Raw genomic sequence first — 16153 nt, 5'->3', positions numbered from 1 at the left:
ACGGCGTATAGGCCTACCAATGAAACACTATACAAGCGACGGACGTTCTGCTAAGACCACCAACCCCGTTTCTATGGACTTTTCGCAGACCTATAACATCCTTTATACCGATCTGGCCAACTGGACCCGGGCGGCTATCCGATTCATTCCCAAAGTAGCCGTTGCTATTCTGTTGCTGCTGGTATTTACCTTTCTGTCGCGCTGGATCAGCCGGTGGGTATCCAGAGGTGTTGACCGGTTCAGCAACAACCAGTCGTTAATCAACCTGACAGGAGCGGTAGCGCGCGTAGCCGTCATGGCCATTGGGTTATTCGTTGCCCTGGGGGTGCTGGGCCTCGACAAAGCACTGACGTCTCTGCTGGCCGGGGCCGGTGTTATTGCGCTGGCCGTGGGGTTTGCCTTCCAAGACCTGACAACCAACTTTATTTCAGGTACCATGATTGCGCTGGCCCGGCCTATTCAGGTAGGCGACGTCGTCGAAACCAACGGCTTCACCGGCGAGGTACTGGATGTCAAACTCCGCTCCATTGTGCTTAACAATGGCCAGGGACAGACCGTAGAGATTCCAAGCAAAGACGTATTTCAGAAGCCAATTACCAACTTTTCCCGAATCGGCCTCCGCCGGATCGAGCTGACCGCCGGCGTGTCGTACCTCGACGATCTGGCCAAAGCGCAGCAGGTGGCGCAACAGGCCGTCCGCCAACTTCCTTTCGTGCTACCCGAGCGGCCGGTCGATCTGCATTATCGGAACTTTGGTGATAACACCATCCAGTTCATGCTCTGGTTCTGGATCAACCCCGCCAGGACCAGCGCCCCGGCGGCCCTGAGTGAAGCGATCAAAGCCGTAAAGCAAGCCTTCGATCAACAGGATATACTGATTGTTTTTGCCGGCCATACGTTCGACCTCAAGCAGAAGCTCGCCAGCCAGCACGAGGCCGAAGCAGACCGGATCATCTCGGTACTCCAGCCGGAGAAAGAAAAATAACCAACCCCCTTAAATCACTACATGTCAGCTCATTAACGAAGAGAACCGTCACTCGATGGGCCGCACCTGACGCACTTTGCTTAAGTTTGCGGCCTGATAAGGAATAACCCTGCATGCGAACTGTTTTTTTTAGCGTACTCATAAGCTTGTCCGGGACGGCTGGTATAGCGCAGACTTACCAGAATGTGGTGCGCCACCGACCGGTTTTCTGGTCTGAACTGAATCTGGTTTACAAGACCGCCGGTAAGTGGAGCTTTCAGATGGATCACCAGTACCGGCGGCAATCGAGAGACGAGAATGGGCGCGACCTGAATGTGTTTCGGTATCCCCTTCAGCAGGTGTTTCGCCCCTGGATCAACTACCAGTTAACCGACCCTGTCCGTCTTTCGATCTCGCCTATCGGTCTGTGGTGGACCTGGAGCCGCCCGAATGACTTTCAGCCTTACACCTTTTTTCAGGAAGTCCGAATCATTCCGCAACTAACCATCACCAAACCGCTTCCGAAGAGTGAGCTGGTTTACCGGTTTCGCTCCGAGCTGCGCTGGCCCTCCCGCACCGACACGCTCACCAGCGAATACGTTTTTTTGTCGGATGGCGAGTCTGATGATGTGCTGGCCGATCGGTTCAACGTTCGGCTGCGGGCTATGATCCGGTGGATTAAGCCCGTTTTCCAGAAAAATAAAGATGATAAAACCTGGTACATACAAACCAGCGCTGAACCCATGGTGGTCGTTTCCAGGACAGCCCGGCGCTTTGACCAGAGCCGAATTTATCTGGCTTTGGGAAAGCGGCTGCGCGACAATCTGCGGGTCGAACTCGGGTACCTGAATCAGTTCACCCTGCAAACAGACCCCATTCAACAACGACGGACGTTCCGCTTCAATCACGCCCTGCACGCGTACCTGTATCTGGAAAACCGACGCCGAACGAAAACGAAATCACCCGTTGGACCTGAATAAAACAAACAAGCCGCTGATCAGTCAGCGGCTTGTTTGTTTCAGAAATACCCGGTTTAACTGGGCTTGTACTGTTGAATGATCTTGTAGAGCGCCTTCTGCTTCTCCAGCTCCGGAAAAAACTCGAACAGCTGAACATGAGAATCGTAATCGAGCGACAAGGCGGCTTCAAGCTGGATCAGCGCTTCGCGGTAATGACCGGCATGAATCAGGTAAACGGCTGACCGGTAGTACAGGTCGGCTTCGCGCGGCATGTCTTCGATCCCATTCTGTATGATCTCGTTAGCCCGCAGGAAATCGCCCTGATCGAACGGTACCAGCGACCAGGTCAGGTACACATCCGGGTTTTCGGCGTCAACTTCGGCGGCTTTCTCGAACGCTTCGAGGCTCGACAGCACGTTGCCTATTTTATACTCTGTTTCGGCTACGGCCAGCAGATACTCTCCGTTGTTGTCGTTGAGTTTAACGGCCTTCTGCAAAAACGGCAGCGCTTCGTACCATTTCCCGGTTTCGCTCAGGCACACGCCAATTCCGTACCAGGCTTCATCCCACATAGGGTCCAGCTTGAGGGCCTCGCGGTATTCTTTGATGGCTTCCGGCAACCGGTCCTGCTTTTCGAGGCTGGCCCCCAGATGACAGTAAGTGTCGGCGGTGGGCTCTTCGTACTTGAGCGTTTCGCGGTAACAGCTCTCCGCCTTCTCGAACAGGCTCAGGTTCATGTACGTATTACCCAGGTTAAAGTGAGCCGACGCAAAATCGCTCTTGATAATAACCGCGTAATCGTAGGCTTCGGCCGCTTCCGGATAGCGGGCCAGTTTGCTATACGCTATCCCGATGTTGTACCAGGCATTGTAGGAGTACGGATCCGCATCGATCAGCTGCTGATAATAGGCCAGACTATTCTCCAGCTCGCCCGTAACGTCGAGGCAGAAAGCCAGTTCGTATAGCGCGTTTTCGTTGTTGATATTCAGCGCTATCGACTTTTTATACTGGGTGATGGCTTCGTCGTATTTACCCCAGTTCTGATAACTCTGACCGAGTTGAAATAAGATATCTTCTTTTTCATCAGCGCGGTCGAGCAGATCTTCCAGCACTGAAATTGATTCTTCATACCGACCGGCCATGTTCAGAACGGATCCCTGCATAAAGGGTACGTCGAGATCACCCGGATTAAACAACGAAGCCCGTTCCAGTAACTCCAGCGATTCATCGAACCGTTGGTAGTTGGCCAGAATCTGGGCTTTATCGAGCATTAGTTCCAGCGCGTACGGAAAGTTTTCCAAACCGGCTTCGGCGGCTTTAAACGCCTTGTCTAAATCGCCCTGGTTGAGATAATGTTCAACCATTTGCTCATAGACGTCCAGATCGAAAAACTGACTCTGTTGCTGATCCAGCATTTGCTCAAAACGCCGGATTGATTCTTTTATGTCACCTTCTCGTTCCTCGAACTCTTGCTCCATGCTATTGCCTTAAAATTGTGGGGCGGATAGGGGCCGCAGCCATTGGCGCGGTTTATCCTTTGGCAGTGAAATTTAAACCAAAAAAACGAAACTGCAACACCGCGATTCAAAAAATTACGAACCGTTTCCCTTGCCCGATTAAGCCTCTTTTCGGCTTGTTCAGCCCCCTGAAATGGAGCGGGCAATGCGTTGCAGCGTCTGGTTTAACGGACGGTACTGAAACCCAGCCACCTGCTCTATTTTCTGACCTTCGTACCGGTATAACGAACTGGCCGACCGGGCTGTTTCGCGGGTGATCAACGGGGGTTTGCCCGTAACCCACGCGCGAACTGCTTCCAGCGGCCATAGCCATTGCGTCAGTACAGGGGCTATTCGTAGCGTAGGTGGCCGTTTGCCCAATGAACCTGCCAATTGTTCTAACAAAGATCGGTACGGAATGGTGCCTGCATTCAGGATATAGCGCTGGGCCGTTACCTCAGCCTGCATGAGCCAGAACAGCGATTCGACCACGTCCAGCACATCAACATAGTTGACAAGCCCCGCCGGGTAAAAGGGTCGTTCGTTATTGACGTAGTTGACCAGTTGCAGGCTGCTCCGGCTCCAGTCGCCGACCCCCAGCACGATACTGGGACAAACCATGACGGCGTTTAGTCCCTCTGCCACCCCGCGCCAGACTTCCAGTTCGGCCCGGTATTTCGACTTGGCGTATGCCGAATTATTCGGTGACTCTTCCCACTTCTGCGTCTCGTTAACGACTACGGCCTCGCCCGGTTTTGCTCCTTTCGCCGTTGGTCGGCCCAGGGCGGCTACGGAGCTTACATAGCCCAGCTTACGCACGCCTGCCTTCAGGCATACATTGACCACATTAGCCGTACCCTCCACATTGATCTGGTCCATCAGGCGTCGGTCTTTCGGAATGAATGACACAACTGCAGCCGCGTGAATGACGTCTATACCGGGAGTAATTGCGGTCTCCAGGGCCGGAATGTCAAGTACATCCCCTTCGACCCAGGTAATCTGATCGGCAACGTCGGCCAGCATACCGTATCCCTTTCCGGGTCTGATCAGGGCCGAGACCGTATACCCCGCCTGCAGGTACTGACGGGCCATGTGAGAGCCAATAAATCCGGTAGCCCCCGTGATAAAAACCGAATTAGTGCGTAGCGGTGAGGTCATTCAAAATACGTTCGAGGGTGATGAGGCCAGGAGCTTGGCGGTTGTAAATGTCAGTTAGTAACTGGTGATAGCCAACATCCGTTTCTATCGTTGGCGTTTTAAGTTGAAGACCCAACCGCTTGACCGACTTCTCAAACCCGTACTGACTCACATCAATATCTACCGTTTCTGCATTCCACAACAGGAAGCTTTCGATTGCTTTATCGATAACTATGATGTGCTGGTTGGCTTGAACATATCTTTTCACTAAAAGCCGATCACGTTCTTCAGTCAGAACAAAGTCTCTAAAAAATCCTTTGCAGTGAATATCAAGCTTCTTATCGTTGTCAACAATACCAACCAACATATACTGCTGAGCACGGGGCGACATCATGGTTCTCGCCACTTCAGTGCAACCCAGTGTGTGAATGCTCAATAATGGGTCAGGAAAAAGGAAACGAATCAGCGCAGTGTCGGCATGGCACTCGGGCAGAAATTGAACTGGGCGATCAGGCATTGGGTTCGTAGCGACTAAGGTTGTAAAACAAGTCGATACTCAAATCCTGCGCTTCCTGTAATTCATCAACAGTTAGCTGGCGTACCTGTGTTTGGTAATCTTTGTAAAACGTAATAAACACGGCTAATTCTGACTCATCTAATTCGCTAATCAACGTCTGCAGTAAGTAAGGGCTGTGCGTAGACACGAAAAATTGGTTGGATTCACTTCCTACAATTCGATGCGCCATAGCTTTTACATAAGGAGGAAATGAATGCACTTCCGGCTCCTCAAAAACTAGAATGGAGTTCCTGTTCGATTCAATGGCCGTGATGTAAAACATAAACCGCCTGAACGTATCGGCAATGGAAAAGTAAGGATACTGCGTAACAAACGGGCCATTCTTTTTTTGCAGAATAAACTCCTGTTTTTCATCATAGAGAACAAGTTCTAGCTGTTGCTCGGTAAAGAGCTTGGCAAACTCAGCCCACAAGACGTTGTCACTCCGAACTAAGGAATACAAATTTGAGCCGTTGGGAGGACTTAAATAGGTTTCCAGTGAGTCAGTAAAATCTACAAGGTTACCATAGTCATATTTCTTAACGGCCCGAAAATAGCGCTGGAACCGCTCTTCATGATCTTCATTGCCAACACTGATCTCTCGCGACGGAGCACCAGAAGCGCTGATGATACGGCTGATTCCATCGCGTCCGCCTATGCTGTAATTTTCTTTATTGATACTAGTAGTACCCTGTGCACCGATTGCGAATAAGGATGGAAGGGCATTAATTTGGATTTGTTGCTTGTCAGTAACTACTTCTATTTTAGCCCGCTTATCATTATCCCGATATAGCTGCTTTATGTCTCTATACCGAACGAATCCATTCAGGATTTTCCCAACGCTGTACCCCGCACCCAGTAACCCTAACCCCTCCAGAATATTTGACTTTCCTACGTTTGGTTTGCCAATAAAAACATTCACCCGCTTGCAGTCGAAGCGAAGATCATTAATCGACTTGAAGTTTTTGATTTCAACCCAGTTTAGGAAATTATTCGACTCTTGGCTGGTGTTCTCCATCGCGGTCTGGCATTGCTGTGTGCGTAAACATAACAACGTTCGGCCCTGAATTGCTAATTTTGCGGGCCAAAACGGTTTACGACGCTCCGGTTACGGTCGGGCGCCGATCCGCTACCTCGTACTTAACGGCCGTATACCCTTTACACATGTCACTCGAAAATCCCCAACGATACACCGTCACAGCGGCTCTAATCTACGCCAACGGGCCCATTCATATTGGCCACCTGGCCGGCTGTTACCTGCCAGCTGACATCTACGTACGCTACCTCCGGGCCACGGGTAAAGACGTGGCGTTCATCAGCGGCACCGACGAACATGGCGTACCGATCACGATCCGGGCCAAAAAAGAAGGACTGACACCCCAGCAGGTGGTCGACAAATACTACGGACAGATCAAACAGGCCTTTGCTGACTTTGGTATCTCGTTCGATATTTACTCACGAACGTCGAACCCGATTCACCACCAGACGTCGCAGGCGTTTTTCACGACCTTATACGACAAAGGCGATTTCGACGAAGAAGTGACGGAACAGTACTACGATGAGGTAGCCAACCAGTTTCTAGCCGATCGGTACATTGTAGGTACCTGCCCCGTTTGCGGTAATCCCGGTGCGTACGGCGATCAGTGCGAACGCTGCGGCACCGCCCTGAGCCCACTCGAGCTGATAGACCCCCACTCTACCCTCTCGGGATCAAAACCGGTGCTGCGCCAGACCCGGAACTGGAACCTGCCACTCGACCGGATGCAGCCGGCCATTGAGAACTTCGTCAACAGCCACCCCGAGTGGAAAACGAACGTGCTGGGCCAATGCCAGTCGTGGCTGAAAGAAGGCCTGCGTCCCCGCGCCATGACCCGCGACCTCGATTGGGGCGTCAGCGTTCCCCTGCCCGATGCCGAAGGTAAAGTACTGTACGTCTGGTTCGACGCCCCGATCGGCTATATCTCGATGACCAAGGAATGGGCCGCCCAGCAGGGGCGCGACTGGGAGCTGTACTGGCGCAATGATCATACCCAGGACGGACGGACCAAGCTGGTGCATTTTATCGGCAAGGACAATATCGTTTTCCACTGCATTATTTTCCCGGCCATGCTGATGGCGGAGGGTTCGTTTATCCTGCCTGACAATGTGCCTGCCAACGAATTCATGAATCTGGAGGGCGACAAAATCAGCACCTCCCGGAACTGGGCCGTCTGGCTGCACGAATACCTCGACGAGTTGCCTGGCAAGCAGGACGTGCTACGCTACGTGCTGGCTGCCAATGCCCCCGAGACCAAAGATTCTGAGTTCACCTGGAAAGACTTTCAGACGCGCAATAATGCCGAGCTGGTGGGTATTTTCGGCAACTTCGTCAATCGCGCCGTGGTGCTGACCCAGAAGTTCTGCGACAACCGGGTGCCGGTTCGGGGCGACCTGACCGACTATGACCGGAGCGTGCTGGACGAACTGGCTCAGTTTCCTGACCGCATCGGGCAATCGATTGAGCAGTACCGGTTCCGCGAGGCACTGGGCCACCTGATCGATCTGGCCCGGCTCGGGAACAAATACCTGGCCGAAACCGAGCCCTGGAAAGTAATCAAGACCGATCCGGGTCGGGTACACACCATCCTGAACCTGGCGCTGCAGATTGCGGCCAACCTGGCTATCGTCTCCGAGCCTTTCCTGCCGTTTACGGCCCGTAAGCTTTGTGATCAGCTCCGGATTCAGGACCGGCTCGACTGGCAGAACGCGGGCCGGGCCGACCTGCTGGTAGCCGGTCATGAACTGGGCCAAAGCGAGCTGCTGTTCGCCAAGATCGAAGATGAGGAGATCAACAAACAGATTCAGAAATTACAGAATGCCAAACGCATGAATGAATTAGAAACCAAAACTGTACCGCCCCTGCGCGACGAAATCACCTACGACGATTTCGCCAAAATGGATATCCGCATCGGTACCATCACCGAGGCCGAACGGGTTCCTAAAAGTGATAAGCTGCTGAAGCTGAAAGTAGACGACGGTATGGGCGGACGGCAGATTCTGAGCGGCATCGCCAAACATTTTTCACCCGAAGAGATCATTGGCAAACAGGTAACCTTTCTGGCTAACCTGGCTCCGCGCAAAATGATGGGCTTCGAGTCGCAGGGAATGATTCTGATGGCCGAAGACCGGGACGGCAAGCTGGCCCTCATCGCACCCGGCGATGCCGTCTGGAACGGCGGTACGGTCTCCTGAGTAACCTGAGAGGAGCCAGCTTGTAAGCGGGCTCCTCTTTTTCTAGTCTGACAGGGGTTCGCCATTGATCTTAAGCGCTCGCTTCCGACTGCCAACAATCCGGCTGTCCAGCGTCTGACTATACAGCCAAACAGGTTCGTGTACAGTAACGCCCTGCCCAACGAATCGACTCCGCGTACTGACATACTCGACCACGTCACTTACGCGTACCACCTGATAGAGCGATTTACGGAAATGGCGCCATACGTTTCCCTTCCCATCAGAGTAACCCCAGATTTCGTGCTGGAGTATTTTCTTTTGCGTCCCATCACGCAGGGTAAATTTTACGTTTCTCCCTAACAATAAACCGCCCGACCTTATCCGGCGTATCGAGTCGACAAGACTAACCCGGTTGATATCCGAGCTGGCATACAGCAGCCGATTGGGCTGTAGGGTAAGTGTTGGCCCGGCTTTAGGCGAGCACCCAGCCAGTAGAATGAACGCGAAAGCGACGTACCTTTTCATGAGCCTGTTGGTTATAGAGGTTGGGCAATAACAAGTAAGTCAAATCGGTATTGGCGGTTTATCCTTTGATAGCGTGATCGGCTTTAACGTCCTGACCTGACCAGATTTTTCGGGCCGTCCAGTCGGTTGCCGGGGCCGCCCAGAACGGGTCGGTTGCGGGTAGCCCCAACGGCAGGAAAGCGACCGAACACAGGTACAAACTGCCTGTAGAAATATAGGTTTCACCGATGGACGGCTGATGGCCACACAGCCCGATTCGCAGCCAGCCTTTGGCGTCAAAGGTGCCGGGCGCATCCATAGTCCGGTGCATAACCGCCGTCAGGGCCGAGCGGACCTGAGCGGGTGGTAATTCGGGCGGCAGGCTCTGTTGCAGCGCCACCTGGGCCAGCAGCTGAAACGCCCCGCACCGATAGGCCAGCGACCGGCCAAAGGCGGCAAACGACCCATCGGTATGGATGAGCCGCTCCTGTACGATGGCGTACCGCTGGGCGCGGCCCAGCAACGTCTCCAGCAGATTTTTATCCGCTTTACCAGCATCGACCAGCGTCCGAACCACATCCAGTAACATAGGCTGAATGACGTAGCTGTTGTAATAATCCCAGTGAAAATCGGGACCGTCGCCATACACGCCATCGCCCTTGTACCAGGCCTGGTGCTGACGAATAGCGTAATCCATACGCATCTCATCGCCCGAGCCGGTATACTTCAGCAGAGCCGCTTCTACCATGGCACTGAACAGCAGCCAGTTGTTGTAGCCCGGCTTGATAACCCGACTGGCTTGCAGGGCCCGCACCAGATTGGCCTGTTCAGTCGGACTCAGGGCCTGCCATAGCCGGGGCGACCGAATCAGGCCGTGGGCCAGAAAAGCAGCGTCGACCAGCGGCTGGCCGTTTTTGGTGAAGTTCAGGTAATCGGGCGAATTGGGGTCTACCCCATTGGCAATTGCCTGCCGGGCGAGTAACAGGTATCGCTGGCGCAACTGACTCTCGGCCCCGTCTGGGGTGTTTAACTCCAGCCAGGGAGCCAGCCCCGCCATTGTGCGACCGAGCGCTTCGAGATGCGACACGGCCCGGCGCCCCACCTCCTGCCCGGCTGCCGATTCGACGGGCATCGTTGCCTTCAGCCGGTTCTGGGCCAGCGCCGACAAGACCGGGTCGGCCACAGCCAGTATTGTTTTTAACCAGTACGCGCGGTCCTCCTGGCCGGTTGTCAGCGCATGGCCGGACTGAGCCGCAGGGTCGCCCGGGCGTTCATTGTCAATCTGCCAACTTACTGGTAGCGCCGTGACGAGCCGGGTAAATAACCGCCGTTTCATAAATCAGATTTCAGTCAGATGTTTCAGAAGTAAAGCAGACCGGCCGATTTCTTACTGTTTTGGGCCGTTGCTAACGGCCAAATCCGGCGCGGGCTGAAACGTTCGACCCACCAACGCTGTTACCCGACTATACGCCCCCTATTGACACTCCCCTGTGAACGCAGACACAAAAAGCACCGGATCTCCTTCGGGCCGAATTTTCGACCTGGTCATTCTCCGACGGCTCTATGGTTTTGTTAAACCGTACCAGACACGCTTCTACCTCCTGATTGGCATTATCATGCTGGCCGCCTGTCTGGCCCCGCTGACGCCCCTGCTCATTCGCTATACCATCGATAACGTAATTGCCACCGGCGATGGAAGCCGCCTGACGGTTATGCTCATGCTCATGATCGGGGTGCTCGTGGTTCAGGCTATCGTTCAGTTTTCCAATACCTACCTGTCTGGCTGGCTGGGCCAGCACGTTATCCGCGACATCCGGGTGCAGCTGTACCGAAAGATTCTGCAGCTTCGGCTCAAGTTTTTCGACAACACGCCCATTGGCCGACTGGTTACTCGATCTATCTCAGACGTTGAAACCCTGGCCGATGTCTTCAGCGAAGGCATGGCTGCCATTGCGGGCGACATTCTGCAGCTGATACTGATCATTGGGGTCATGTTTTATACCGACTGGCGGCTGGCGGCCATCAGCCTGTCGACCATTCCACTGATGCTGTTCAGTACGTACGTATTCAAGGAAAAAATAAAATCGTCGTTTAACGAGGTTCGTACGGCCGTAGCCAACCTGAATTCGTTCGTGCAGGAGCACATTACCGGCATGAACATCGTCCAGATCTTCGGCAGCGAAAAAATAGAGGCCGAAAAATTCCGGGTCATCAATGATGAACACCGGCAGGCCAACATCCGGTCTATCTGGTATTATTCCGTTTACTATCCGGTAGCTGACATTATTTCGGCGGTTGCGGTAGGGCTGGTCGTGTGGTACGGTGCCCGCCAGATCATCCACGCCGATGTCTCGTTCGGGACCGTTACGGCCTTCGTGATGTTTATCAACCTTTTTTTCCGGCCGATCCGGATGCTGGCCGATCGGTTCAATACCTTACAGATGGGCATTGTCAGCACCGACCGGATCATCAAACTTCTCGACAGCGACGAGTTTACGGTCAACGATGGCACCTATGCACCCGCTACGTTCAAAGGCGAAGTGGAGTTTAAAAATGTATGGTTTGCCTACAACAATGAAGATTGGGTATTGCGCGACATCAGCTTTCGGGTACGGGCTGGCGAAACGGTTGCATTCGTCGGAGCAACCGGAGCGGGAAAATCGTCGATCATTAACCTGTTAAGCCGCTTCTACGACATCAACAAGGGCCACATCAATATCGACGGCGTTGACGTTCACGAGTACGAACTCGGTCAGCTGCGCCGAAATATAGGGGTTGTTTTGCAGGATGTTTTTCTCTTCTCCGACACGATACAAAACAACATCACGCTGGGCGACACCCGGATCAGCCGTGAAAAAATGATCGAAGCGGCCAGGCTCGTTGGCGTACATGAGTTCATCGACCGTCTGCCCGACGGCTATGATTATAACGTTATGGAGCGCGGCTCTACCTTGTCGGTTGGCCAGCGCCAGTTGATCTCCTTCGTTCGGGCTATGGTGCAGGACCCCAAGATAATTGTGCTCGATGAAGCCACGTCGTCGGTCGATACCGAAACGGAGGAAATGATTCAGAATGCTATCGACAAGCTCATGAAAGGACGTACGGCCATTGTCATTGCGCACCGGCTCTCGACCATTCAGAAAGCCGATAAGATCATCGTAGTAGACAAAGGCCGTATTGTTGAACAGGGTAAACACGAGGAGCTTCTGCAGCAGGAAGGCTTCTACGCGAACCTGTATCGGATGCAGTACAAAGAAGTGGTCTAGTCGGGCAAAACAAGGACTGCCAGCCAAGCTTGGCCAAATACTATCAGTCCCGCAGGGCGTCTTCCTCCTCGTCCGGTCCCGCGCCGGTTATCCCTTCCGACACGGTTTTATGTTCCGATACATTTGGCTTGTCATTGGTCGGGCCGGGGCCGCTTCCGTCAATGGCATAGGCTATGGAATCGGCCAGTTCGTCTGGCGCAATCCGCGCTGGCGTATCGGCCGGGGTTTCAACGTCTTTCGGATACTGCTCACCCGCCTGCTGGTTGATAACCTGCTCGTCGGCACCGGGATCATTGTCCATCACAGAAGGTATCCGACTGGAGTCGGTAGTACCGGTTGATGAATCGCTGGAGTCTGGGCTGTAGTAACGCATAGGTTTCATCGCGTTTGGTATACAACCTTAACTAAAACACCGGGGCTGCTGTTTGAACCGGCTTTTACTCCTCGTCCAGCTTCTGAACCAGCATCTTGTCGATGCGGCTTTTGTCCATGTCAACAATCTCGAACCGGTAAGCCTGCCAAACAAAGGTTTCGCCGGTCTTGGGTATGTCTTTCAAGATATGGAGCGCAAAACCGCCCAGCGTATCGAAGCCCGTCAGGTCGCGCCGGTTCTGAGCGGTGATGTTGATATCGAAATAAGACAGAAAATCCTCGAATGGCAGCTGGGCATCGATGAGGTAGCTCCCATCTTCCCGCGCCCGGATCTCGTAATCGGAATCAGCCTCGTCGTTGATATCGCCCACCAGCACGTCCAGAATATCGTTGAGGGTAACGACACCAAGCACCCCGCCGTATTCGTCGACGATGATGCCTACGTATTGCTTGCGCTCGCGAAACCGCTCCAGCACCTGATAGGCGCGGTTGTTTTCGGGCACGAACAGCACATCCCGCTTGATATCCGCCAGGCGGGTTAACTCCGTATCCAGGTCCTTCCCCAAAAAATCTTTGGTGTAGATAAGCCCTACGACTTCATCGACCCCGCCGTTGCAGAGTGGAAATACCGAATGCCGGTATTCGAGAATTTTGGCCCGGTTTTCTTCGAGCTCATCGTCGAGATCGAGATAAACAATTTCCTGCCGGTTCGTCATCAGCGATGTGATCCGGCGGTCGCCCAGCTGAAAAACGTTCTGTACGATTTCCTGCTCAATTTCTTCAATGGCCCCGCCCGTTGTTCCTTCCTGAATCAGACTTTTGATCTCTTCTTCCGTTACGGCGCTCTCGTTTGGGGTAATGCGCAGGAGTTTAATGAGTAAATCGCTGGAAAAGGTTAGCAAAGCGATAAAAGGCGAGGTAACGCGCGACAGCAGAATCATGGGCGCAGCCATGGTCTTGGCTATGCCTTCAGGATTGGACAGTCCGATGCGTTTGGGTACCAGCTCGCCCAGCACCAGCGACAGGTAGGTAAGCAACAGCAGCACCAGCACAACGGCGATCGAATGAGCATACGGCTGGAGCACCTCTACCTGGGCCACCGCCTGCTGCACATCGGTAGTTAGCTTATCGCCCGAAAATATACCGAGTAAAATACCGATCAGCGTAATGCCAATCTGTACCGTTGACAGGAACCGGTTGGGAGAACTGGCCAGGTCAAGAGCGACCTGTGCCCGACGATCGCCATTTTTAGCAGCCGTTTCTAACTTGGATTTACGCGAGGAAACTAGGGCAATTTCTGACATGGAGAACACCCCATTCAGAATGGTCAGTAATAAAATGATTAAAATTTCCACAAAGGAGCGGGTTGGCTGGTTGCAAAAATAACGAAAGCAGGTTTGTTTCCACTCGATTCATCTGGGCGATCAGGCAGGCTTTTAGTACTTTTGAGGCCTTTATCGCCCCGCTCTGATGATTGTTTTTATCAACGACCGCCCCATCCGGCTGGTTGGCCCCAAAACTACCACCCAACTAACGGGTGCCAGGCCCACTCGCCCGTCCGAGTCTAACTCGCTGTCTGACAATTCATTTGCCGACTTTGACCAGATTGTCGACGCCCGGCTCGAAGTGCTGAAAGTGGATGCGCTGCATGGTCATCTGCTCGTACTCAACGCCACACCCGCTACCGTAGACCGGTTGCTGTCGTTGCTTCAAAAAGCCAATCCCAGTCGACTTTTATCGATCACACTAGGCTGTTTGAACAAAAATGACTGCGAAGAAGCGATCAAAAAACCATTCAAAATCATCAAAGCAGCTGGTGGGGTCGTTCTTAAAGACAGTAAACAACTGCTGATGTTTCGCCGGGGCGTCTGGGATTTACCCAAAGGCAAACTCGACGATGGTGAATCGTCGAGGCAGGGCGCGGCCCGTGAGGTAGAAGAAGAAACGGGGGTAGCGGTTGACGTCGGCGACCGGATCTGCACCACCTGGCACACCTACACCTTGAATGGAAGCCGCATTCTCAAACGCACCAAATGGTACCGGATGAGCGTCGTCGACGATTCGCATATGGCGCCACAGGAAGACGAGGACATCGAAAAGCTGGCCTGGCTCGACTGGCGCGAAACCCAGCTGGCCCTGACCAACTCGTTCAGTTCGATCCGGTACGTAATTGAACAACTGCAGGAACTTACCGTTCGGAAGTAACTGCCTGCTTACGATGGCTGAACCAGCTTATACGGCAGGAACTCGTCTACGTTCTGGCCGTAGCGGTGCAGATCCCGAATGATACTCGAACTGATGGGTGCCAGATGCGGAGAGGTGATCAGAAAGACGGTCTCTACTTCTTCGTAGACAAATCGGTTTACCTGAGAAATGCCGTTTTCGTATTCGAAATCGGTGGTGTTGCGCAGGCCCCGCAGCAGGAAGCGGGCCCCCTCGGACCGGGCGACGCTGGCCGTTAGGTCTTCATAGCTGATGATACGCACAGCGGGCTCGTCAGAAAACGCTTCTTCAATCAGCTGAATCATTTGCTCCAGCGGAAAGTAGCGTTCCTTGCGTACATTCCGGCCAATACCGATGATTATTTCATCAAATAACTTCAGTCCCCTCCGCACAATGTCTTCGTGGCCTTTAGTGAATGGATCGAATGAGCCGGGAAACAGAGCAGTACGCTTCATAGCGAGCGAGTAGACAGGGCCGCTGGCACGAACAGAAACGTGTTTATGCCCGCTGGTCCTTCTTACTCATTAAGTAAAGAAAGTCCGTATAAACTTAAATACCGATGTTCGGGTAGTTCGTCAAATTCAGCCGTCAGGGTCATCGGCTGCGGAGCCCGGCCAAAGGTCAGATTGGGCAGGAACCGGCTGAGCGCGCTGTATGTGTCGGCAAAGGGGGTTATCTCTCCGTACAGAGCTATATGCACCTCATCGGCCTTGATCTGCTGCTCATCCAGCACATATAGCACGTAATAAGTCAGATCACTGGCATTCTTGTAGCCAAAGCGGTTGCAGTACCGAAGCTGCCTGTTCTGCCGGTAGATAATGGTTACAAATTCATCTTCGAAATACAGCCACACCTGCTGTGACAGCAGCGAATGGCGGGCCAGCGCGGCCGTGGCCTGTATCAGCGAGCCCGTCTGATGAATAAAGGTCAGTGGCTGAAGCGGATACGTTTCTGCAAAATAATCGGCTACCGGGTGCTCCAGGTTGAAGACCGACAAAAAACCTTCCGCTTCGTGAAGGTGGGCCTGGGCAAACTCATGGGCGGGTAAGGTGCTACCCCGCATCAGGGTAAGGTAACTGCTGGCGTATTCCTTCCGGAACAGCGGCTGCGGTACAAACGTAAACGATGACGAATTAACGCCCACCCGAATCTCCTGCCAGTTACCGGCCGACAAAACCGAGTGCCCACGGATCACATCAGGCAGCAGACCAACCAGGGGCCGATCGGTCAGGAGCGACGGAAACGTGTAATCTTCGAGATAACAGACCTGCTGCAAGGCGTTCTGCACCAGAAACCGAAACCGATCGCGCCCCACTTCCAGACACAGCACGGATTGGGCTGTCTGGCTGGGGTCGAACGAATCAGAACGGATCGTTACGGTAGGTGCGGATGTCACAGCAATTTGCACGATTCAGAGAAAGGATAACGGTTTAGCAGAACGCTAAGTTTACAAAAAAATAGCACAT

At 53.3% G+C, this 16153-nt stretch carries 15 protein-coding genes; 5 read left to right on the top strand and 10 right to left on the bottom strand.

Annotated features, from left to right (window positions below; genetic code table 11):
- Positions 1-19 precede the first annotated feature (19 nt).
- Positions 20-985, top strand: a complete 966-nt coding sequence (locus tag EQG79_RS11005; protein WP_394343304.1) for a mechanosensitive ion channel family protein — start codon at positions 20-22, stop codon at positions 983-985.
- A gap of 113 nt (positions 986-1098) precedes the next feature.
- Complete coding sequence (locus tag EQG79_RS11000; RefSeq protein ID WP_077922845.1) at positions 1099-1944, top strand: DUF2490 domain-containing protein; 846 nt, start codon at positions 1099-1101, stop codon at positions 1942-1944.
- 53 nt (positions 1945-1997) lie between these two features.
- On the opposite strand, the gene EQG79_RS10995 is transcribed toward EQG79_RS11000, so the two are convergent.
- The 4 genes from EQG79_RS10995 to EQG79_RS10980 form a co-directional block, all read right to left on the bottom strand.
- The gene (locus tag EQG79_RS10995; protein WP_077922844.1) at positions 1998-3401 is read right to left on the bottom strand and encodes a tetratricopeptide repeat protein; all 1404 of its coding nucleotides are present in this window, start codon (positions 3399-3401) and stop codon (positions 1998-2000) included.
- A 159-nt stretch (positions 3402-3560) separates the two neighbouring features.
- Positions 3561-4577: an NAD-dependent epimerase/dehydratase family protein gene (locus tag EQG79_RS10990; protein ID WP_129601491.1), complete on the bottom strand. Its 1017-nt coding sequence runs from the start codon at positions 4575-4577 to the stop codon at positions 3561-3563.
- Entirely contained in the window at positions 4555-5073 is a 519-nt protein-coding gene (locus EQG79_RS10985; protein ID WP_077922842.1) for a hypothetical protein, read from the bottom strand. The genes EQG79_RS10990 and EQG79_RS10985 overlap by 23 nt, the downstream gene beginning before the upstream one ends.
- Positions 5066-6130, bottom strand: a complete 1065-nt coding sequence (locus tag EQG79_RS10980; protein ID WP_129601490.1) for an AAA family ATPase — start codon at positions 6128-6130, stop codon at positions 5066-5068. Before EQG79_RS10980 ends, EQG79_RS10985 begins: the two co-directional genes overlap by 8 nt.
- 146 nt (positions 6131-6276) lie before the next feature.
- Here EQG79_RS10980 and metG point away from each other — a divergent pair, with 146 nt between their 5' ends.
- Positions 6277-8343 (top strand): methionine--tRNA ligase, encoded by a 2067-nt coding sequence (gene metG, locus EQG79_RS10975; RefSeq protein ID WP_129601489.1) that lies wholly within the window; start codon positions 6277-6279, stop codon positions 8341-8343.
- Positions 8344-8385: 42 nt separating this feature from the next.
- Here metG and EQG79_RS10970 read toward each other — a convergent pair whose 3' ends face one another.
- Positions 8386-8847 carry a hypothetical protein gene (locus tag EQG79_RS10970; protein ID WP_129601488.1) on the bottom strand — a complete coding sequence of 154 codons (462 nt, stop codon included), beginning with the start codon at positions 8845-8847 and terminating at the stop codon, positions 8386-8388.
- 58 nt (positions 8848-8905) lie between these two features.
- The gene (locus EQG79_RS10965) at positions 8906-10162 is read right to left on the bottom strand and encodes a DUF2264 domain-containing protein (RefSeq protein WP_129601487.1); all 1257 of its coding nucleotides are present in this window, start codon (positions 10160-10162) and stop codon (positions 8906-8908) included.
- A gap of 154 nt (positions 10163-10316) precedes the next feature.
- Here EQG79_RS10965 and EQG79_RS10960 point away from each other — a divergent pair, with 154 nt between their 5' ends.
- The gene (locus tag EQG79_RS10960; RefSeq protein WP_129601486.1) at positions 10317-12092 is read left to right on the top strand and encodes an ABC transporter ATP-binding protein; all 1776 of its coding nucleotides are present in this window, start codon (positions 10317-10319) and stop codon (positions 12090-12092) included.
- Positions 12093-12135: 43 nt separating this feature from the next.
- Here EQG79_RS10960 and EQG79_RS10955 read toward each other — a convergent pair whose 3' ends face one another.
- Both EQG79_RS10955 and EQG79_RS10950 read right to left on the bottom strand, forming a co-directional pair.
- Positions 12136-12465, bottom strand: coding sequence for a hypothetical protein (locus EQG79_RS10955; RefSeq protein WP_129601485.1), 330 nt, complete (start codon positions 12463-12465; stop codon positions 12136-12138).
- A 64-nt stretch (positions 12466-12529) separates the two neighbouring features.
- Positions 12530-13819, bottom strand: coding sequence for a hemolysin family protein (locus tag EQG79_RS10950; RefSeq protein WP_077922837.1), 1290 nt, complete (start codon positions 13817-13819; stop codon positions 12530-12532).
- 115 nt (positions 13820-13934) lie between these two features.
- On the opposite strand from EQG79_RS10950, the gene EQG79_RS10945 reads away from it, so the two are divergent.
- Positions 13935-14669, top strand: a complete 735-nt coding sequence (locus tag EQG79_RS10945; protein WP_129601484.1) for an NUDIX hydrolase — start codon at positions 13935-13937, stop codon at positions 14667-14669.
- An 8-nt stretch (positions 14670-14677) separates the two neighbouring features.
- Here EQG79_RS10945 and coaD read toward each other — a convergent pair whose 3' ends face one another.
- Together coaD and EQG79_RS10935 are read right to left on the bottom strand one after the other, a co-directional pair.
- Positions 14678-15142 carry a pantetheine-phosphate adenylyltransferase gene (gene coaD / locus EQG79_RS10940; RefSeq protein ID WP_129601483.1) on the bottom strand — a complete coding sequence of 155 codons (465 nt, stop codon included), beginning with the start codon at positions 15140-15142 and terminating at the stop codon, positions 14678-14680.
- 62 nt (positions 15143-15204) lie between these two features.
- Positions 15205-16083, bottom strand: coding sequence for a DUF3822 family protein (locus EQG79_RS10935; RefSeq protein ID WP_129601587.1), 879 nt, complete (start codon positions 16081-16083; stop codon positions 15205-15207).
- Positions 16084-16153: the final 70 nt, after the last annotated feature.

Origin of the sequence: Spirosoma sordidisoli, from assembly GCF_004138325.1 — a bacterium.
GTDB classification, from domain to species: Bacteria; Bacteroidota; Bacteroidia; order Cytophagales; family Spirosomataceae; genus Spirosoma; species Spirosoma sordidisoli.
Note: the sequence above shows the minus strand (reverse complement) of the source record. Positions and strands in the feature narration are given on the sequence as shown.